1 protein-coding gene, 2 tRNA genes and 3 rRNA genes are annotated in these 5,758 nt (G+C 54.5%); 5 read left to right on the top strand and 1 reads right to left on the bottom strand.

Annotation, left to right across the window (positions count from 1 at the left end):
- The first annotated feature begins 361 nt into the window (after positions 1–361).
- The 5 genes from H9658_RS22755 to rrf all read left to right on the top strand — a co-directional run bounded on the left by H9658_RS22755 (position 362) and on the right by rrf (position 5,555).
- Positions 362–1,906, top strand: a 16S ribosomal RNA gene (locus H9658_RS22755).
- Between the two features lie 85 nt (positions 1,907–1,991).
- Positions 1,992–2,067: transfer RNA gene (locus tag H9658_RS22750), tRNA-Ala, on the top strand.
- A 16-nt stretch (positions 2,068–2,083) separates the two neighbouring features.
- A tRNA-Ile gene (locus tag H9658_RS22745) sits at positions 2,084–2,160 on the top strand.
- A gap of 227 nt (positions 2,161–2,387) precedes the next feature.
- Positions 2,388–5,267 (top strand): 23S ribosomal RNA (locus H9658_RS22740).
- Between the two features lie 173 nt (positions 5,268–5,440).
- Positions 5,441–5,555: ribosomal RNA gene (rrf, locus tag H9658_RS22735) — 5S ribosomal RNA — on the top strand.
- The 16S, 23S and 5S rRNA genes sit together here with 2 tRNA genes alongside, the layout of an rRNA operon.
- Before the next feature lie 73 nt (positions 5,556–5,628).
- On the opposite strand, the gene H9658_RS22730 is transcribed toward rrf, so the two are convergent.
- The gene (locus H9658_RS22730; RefSeq protein ID WP_225210199.1) at positions 5,629–5,742 is read right to left on the bottom strand and encodes a PepSY domain-containing protein; all 114 of its coding nucleotides are present in this window, start codon (positions 5,740–5,742) and stop codon (positions 5,629–5,631) included.
- Between the last annotated feature and the right edge of the window lie 16 nt (positions 5,743–5,758).

Genomic DNA, 5,758 nt, shown 5'->3' with positions numbered 1-5,758 from the left:
GGTATTGACGGCAACAAAAAAGCCGCTATGATGGGCGGCTCGGTTCAGCGAAAAGCCTTCGGGGTTTGAGCGGAACCGGCGGCAAGACCTCCGAAACGAGGTGTTGACGGAAAGAAAAAGTCCGCTATAATGGGCGGCTCGCTACGACGGAAACGTCGCGGTGAAACGGGAAAGGCGCTGAGGCCGGCCCCAATGTTCTTTGACAGTGTGCGCAGGTAACTTGTGAGGGCGCCTGCAGGTGGAAGTATGTCCATCTTGCAGACGTTCGAATCAAGAGCAACAAATCAATTGCTAAGCAAGCGATACGTAAGCTTGGTTTGAACTCTGCATATCAAAGTATTGACCTTCGGGTCTGTAATTTTAAGTGAAGAGTTTGATCCTGGCTCAGAGTGAACGCTGGCGGCAGGCCTAACACATGCAAGTCGAACGGCAGCACAGTGGTAGCAATACCATGGGTGGCGAGTGGCGGACGGGTGAGGAATACATCGGAATCTACCTTTTCGTGGGGGATAACGTAGGGAAACTTACGCTAATACCGCATACGACCTTAGGGTGAAAGCGGAGGACCTTCGGGCTTCGCGCGGATAGATGAGCCGATGTCGGATTAGCTAGTTGGCGGGGTAAAGGCCCACCAAGGCGACGATCCGTAGCTGGTCTGAGAGGATGATCAGCCACACTGGAACTGAGACACGGTCCAGACTCCTACGGGAGGCAGCAGTGGGGAATATTGGACAATGGGCGCAAGCCTGATCCAGCCATGCCGCGTGGGTGAAGAAGGCCTTCGGGTTGTAAAGCCCTTTTGTTGGGAAAGAAAAGCAGTCGGTTAATACCCGATTGTTCTGACGGTACCCAAAGAATAAGCACCGGCTAACTTCGTGCCAGCAGCCGCGGTAATACGAAGGGTGCAAGCGTTACTCGGAATTACTGGGCGTAAAGCGTGCGTAGGTGGTTGTTTAAGTCCGTTGTGAAAGCCCTGGGCTCAACCTGGGAATTGCAGTGGATACTGGGCAACTAGAGTGTGGTAGAGGATGGCGGAATTCCCGGTGTAGCAGTGAAATGCGTAGAGATCGGGAGGAACATCTGTGGCGAAGGCGGCCATCTGGACCAACACTGACACTGAGGCACGAAAGCGTGGGGAGCAAACAGGATTAGATACCCTGGTAGTCCACGCCCTAAACGATGCGAACTGGATGTTGGGTGCAACTTGGCACGCAGTATCGAAGCTAACGCGTTAAGTTCGCCGCCTGGGGAGTACGGTCGCAAGACTGAAACTCAAAGGAATTGACGGGGGCCCGCACAAGCGGTGGAGTATGTGGTTTAATTCGATGCAACGCGAAGAACCTTACCTGGTCTTGACATCCACGGAACTTTCCAGAGATGGATTGGTGCCTTCGGGAACCGTGAGACAGGTGCTGCATGGCTGTCGTCAGCTCGTGTCGTGAGATGTTGGGTTAAGTCCCGCAACGAGCGCAACCCTTGTCCTTAGTTGCCAGCACGTAATGGTGGGAACTCTAAGGAGACCGCCGGTGACAAACCGGAGGAAGGTGGGGATGACGTCAAGTCATCATGGCCCTTACGACCAGGGCTACACACGTACTACAATGGTTAGGACAGAGGGCTGCAAACTCGCGAGAGTAAGCCAATCCCAGAAACCTAATCTCAGTCCGGATTGGAGTCTGCAACTCGACTCCATGAAGTCGGAATCGCTAGTAATCGCAGATCAGCATTGCTGCGGTGAATACGTTCCCGGGCCTTGTACACACCGCCCGTCACACCATGGGAGTTTGTTGCACCAGAAGCAGGTAGCTTAACCTTCGGGAGGGCGCTTGCCACGGTGTGGCCGATGACTGGGGTGAAGTCGTAACAAGGTAGCCGTATCGGAAGGTGCGGCTGGATCACCTCCTTTTGAGCATGACAGCTACGCCTACAGGCGTCCTCACAAGTAACCTGCATTCAGAGAGTTCCGCCACAGGGCGGGGCACCCCGATTTCGGGGCCATAGCTCAGCTGGGAGAGCACCTGCTTTGCAAGCAGGGGGTCGTCGGTTCGATCCCGACTGGCTCCACCACTGAACTGAAGACTTTGGGTCTGTAGCTCAGGTGGTTAGAGCGCACCCCTGATAAGGGTGAGGTCGGTGGTTCGAGTCCTCCCAGACCCACCACTCTGAATGTATAAAGCACACTAAGAATTTAAGATGCGCCAGCACTGAGGCTGGGGTATGTTCTTTTAAAATTTGTGACGTAGCGAGCGTTTGAGATCAAACTATCTTGACGTGTCGTTGTGGCTAAGGCGGGGACCTCGAGTCCCTAGAAATTGAGTCGTTATAGTTCGCGTCCGGGCTTTGTACCCCCGGACTCAGCATAGCTTGGAGGCAACTTCAGGTTATATGGTCAAGCGAATAAGCGCACACGGTGGATGCCTTGGCGGTCAGAGGCGATGAAGGACGTGGCAGCCTGCGAAAAGTGTCGGGGAGCTGGCAACAAGCTTTGATCCGGCAATGTCCGAATGGGGAAACCCACTGCTTCGGCAGTATCCTGCAGTGAATACATAGCTGCTGGAAGCGAACCCGGTGAACTGAAATATCTAAGTAACCGGAGGAAAAGAAATCAACCGAGATTCCCTAAGTAGTGACGAGCGAACGGGGACTAGCCCTTAAGCTGGTATGGTTCTAGAAAAACAACCTGGAAAGGTTGGCCATAGAAGGTGACAGCCCTGTATTTAAAAGGGCCATTCCAGTGAAGACGAGTAGGGCGGGGCACGTGAAACCCTGTCTGAATATGGGGGGACCATCCTCCAAGGCTAAATACTCCTGACCGACCGATAGTGAACCAGTACCGTGAGGGAAAGGCGAAAAGAACCCCGGAGAGGGGAGTGAAATAGATCCTGAAACCGTGTGCGTACAAGCAGTAGGAGCTCGCAAGAGTGACTGCGTACCTTTTGTATAATGGGTCAGCGACTTACTGTTCGTGGCAAGCTTAACCGTATAGGGGAGGCGAAGGGAAACCGAGTCTGATAAGGGCGCATAGTCGCGGGCAGTAGACCCGAAACCGGGTGATCTAGTCATGCCCAGGGTGAAGGTCAGGTAACACTGACTGGAGGCCCGAACCCACTCCCGTTGCAAAGGTAGGGGATGAGGTGTGATTAGGAGTGAAAAGCTAATCGAACCCGGAGATAGCTGGTTCTCCTCGAAAGCTATTTAGGTAGCGCCTCGGACGAATACTGCTGGGGGTAGAGCACTGTTATGGCTAGGGGGTCATCGCGACTTACCAAACCATTGCAAACTCCGAATACCAGTACGTACTATCCGGGAGACACACGGCGGGTGCTAACGTCCGTCGTGAAAAGGGAAACAACCCAGACCCACAGCTAAGGTCCCAAATTCACTGCTAAGTGGAAAACGATGTGGAAAGGCACAGACAGCCAGGAGGTTGGCTTAGAAGCAGCCACCCTTTAAAGAAAGCGTAATAGCTCACTGGTCGAGTCGGTCTGCGCGGAAGATTTAACGGGGCTAAGCAGTGAACCGAAGCTTGGGGTGCATCGCGATAAGCGATGCGCGGTAGAGGAGCGTTCCGTAAGCCGTTGAAGGTGGATTGAGAAGTCTGCTGGAGGTATCGGAAGTGCGAATGCTGACATGAGTAACGATAATGCGGGTGAAAAACCCGCACGCCGAAAGCCCAAGGTTTCCTTGCGCAACGTTAATCGGCGCAGGGTGAGTCGGCCCCTAAGGCGAGGGCGAAAGCCGTAGTCGATGGGAAGCAGGTTAATATTCCTGCACCTCGCGTAAGTGCGATGGAGGGACGGAGAAGGTTAGGTGTACCGGGCGTTGGTTGTCCCGGGGAAAGGCGGTAGGTTTGGATCTTTGGCAAATCCGGGATCCTTTAAGACCGAGCACCGAGACGAGTCTTTTAGACGAAGTCACTGATACCACGCTTCCAGGAAAAGCTCCTAAGCTTCAGCTTACGCAGACCGTACCGTAAACCGACACAGGTGGGTAGGATGAGAATTCTCAGGCGCTTGAGAGAACTCGGGTGAAGGAACTAGGCAACATGGCACCGTAACTTCGGGAGAAGGTGCACCCTTTTTGGTGGCTCATGCGAGCTATAGCTGAAGAGGGTCGCAGAAACCAGGCCGCTGCGACTGTTTATCAAAAACACAGCACTCTGCAAACACGAAAGTGGACGTATAGGGTGTGACGCCTGCCCGGTGCTGGAAGGTTAATTGATGGGGTCAGCCGCAAGGCGAAGCTCTTGATCGAAGCCCCAGTAAACGGCGGCCGTAACTATAACGGTCCTAAGGTAGCGAAATTCCTTGTCGGGTAAGTTCCGACCTGCACGAATGGCGTAACGACAGCGGCGCTGTCTCCACCCGAGACTCAGTGAAATTGAAATCGCTGTGAAGATGCAGCGTTCCCGTGGCAAGACGGAAAGACCCCGTGAACCTTTACTATAGCTTTACACTGAACGTTGAGTTCGTCTGTGTAGGATAGGTGGGAGGCTATGAAACTGTGGCGCTAGCTGCAGTGGAGCCATCCTTGAAATACCACCCTGTCGTGCTTGACGTTCTAACCTAGGTCCGTAATCCGGATCGGGGACCGTGTATGGTGGGTAGTTTGACTGGGGCGGTCTCCTCCTAAAGAGTAACGGAGGAGCACGAAGGTACGCTCAGCGCGGTCGGACATCGCGCACTGTGTGCAAAGGCATAAGCGTGCTTGACTGCAAGATCGACGGATCAAGCAGGTACGAAAGTAGGTCTTAGTGATCCGGTGGTTCTGTATGGAAGGGCCATCGCTCAACGGATAAAAGGTACTCCGGGGATAACAGGCTGATACCGCCCAAGAGTTCATATCGACGGCGGTGTTTGGCACCTCGATGTCGGCTCATCACATCCTGGGGCTGTAGTCGGTCCCAAGGGTATGGCTGTTCGCCATTTAAAGTGGTACGCGAGCTGGGTTCAGAACGTCGTGAGACAGTTCGGTCCCTATCTGCCATGGGCGTTGGAAGTTTGAGAGGGGCTGCTCCTAGTACGAGAGGACCGGAGTGGACGAACCTCTGGTGTTCCGGTTGTCACGCCAGTGGCATTGCCGGGTAGCTATGTTCGGAAGCGATAACCGCTGAAAGCATCTAAGCGGGAAGCGCGCCTCAAGATGAGACTTCCCGGGGCACAAGCCCCCTTAAGGAACCATGTAGACTACGTGGTTGATAGGTCAGGTGTGTAAGTGCAGCAATGCATTGAGCTAACTGATACTAATGATCCGTGCGGCTTGACCATATAACCTCAAGTTGCTTCCTCAAGAAGTAACCCTTAGCACGACACACGTCGATAGCTATCCAAATGCTCGCTACGTCACACCCTATGAGAGGCTGGCGCCAGTTGCCGTCCTTCCTACACCGCACACCCGTGCGCTGTCCGAAGACGCAACCCGGCGACACTCCAACCGTCTCCCTGGTGAAATTAGCGCTGTGGAACCACCCGATCCCATCCCGAACTCGGAAGTGAAACGCAGCTGCGCCGATGGTAGTGTGGCTCAAGCCATGCGAGAGTAGGTCATCGCCAGGGGCTTTACCCCAAATCCCCGTCCGCAAGGACGGGGATTTTTTATTGGCCGCGAGATACACAAACACCACGCTCCTCAGTCCCCCGCCGCGCTCACCACCCCTCCATCCGTCGGGTCCGCGTAGAGCTCCACCCGCTGACCCGCCGCACTGTGCGCACGTGCTTCCCACAACCCGTCCTCGTACTTCAGGTCGTGGACCTGCGTG

Source organism: Xanthomonas bonasiae, from assembly GCF_014836395.1.
Taxonomy (GTDB): domain Bacteria; phylum Pseudomonadota; class Gammaproteobacteria; order Xanthomonadales; family Xanthomonadaceae; genus Xanthomonas_A; species Xanthomonas_A bonasiae.
This window is presented reverse-complemented; position numbering and strand designations above follow the sequence as displayed.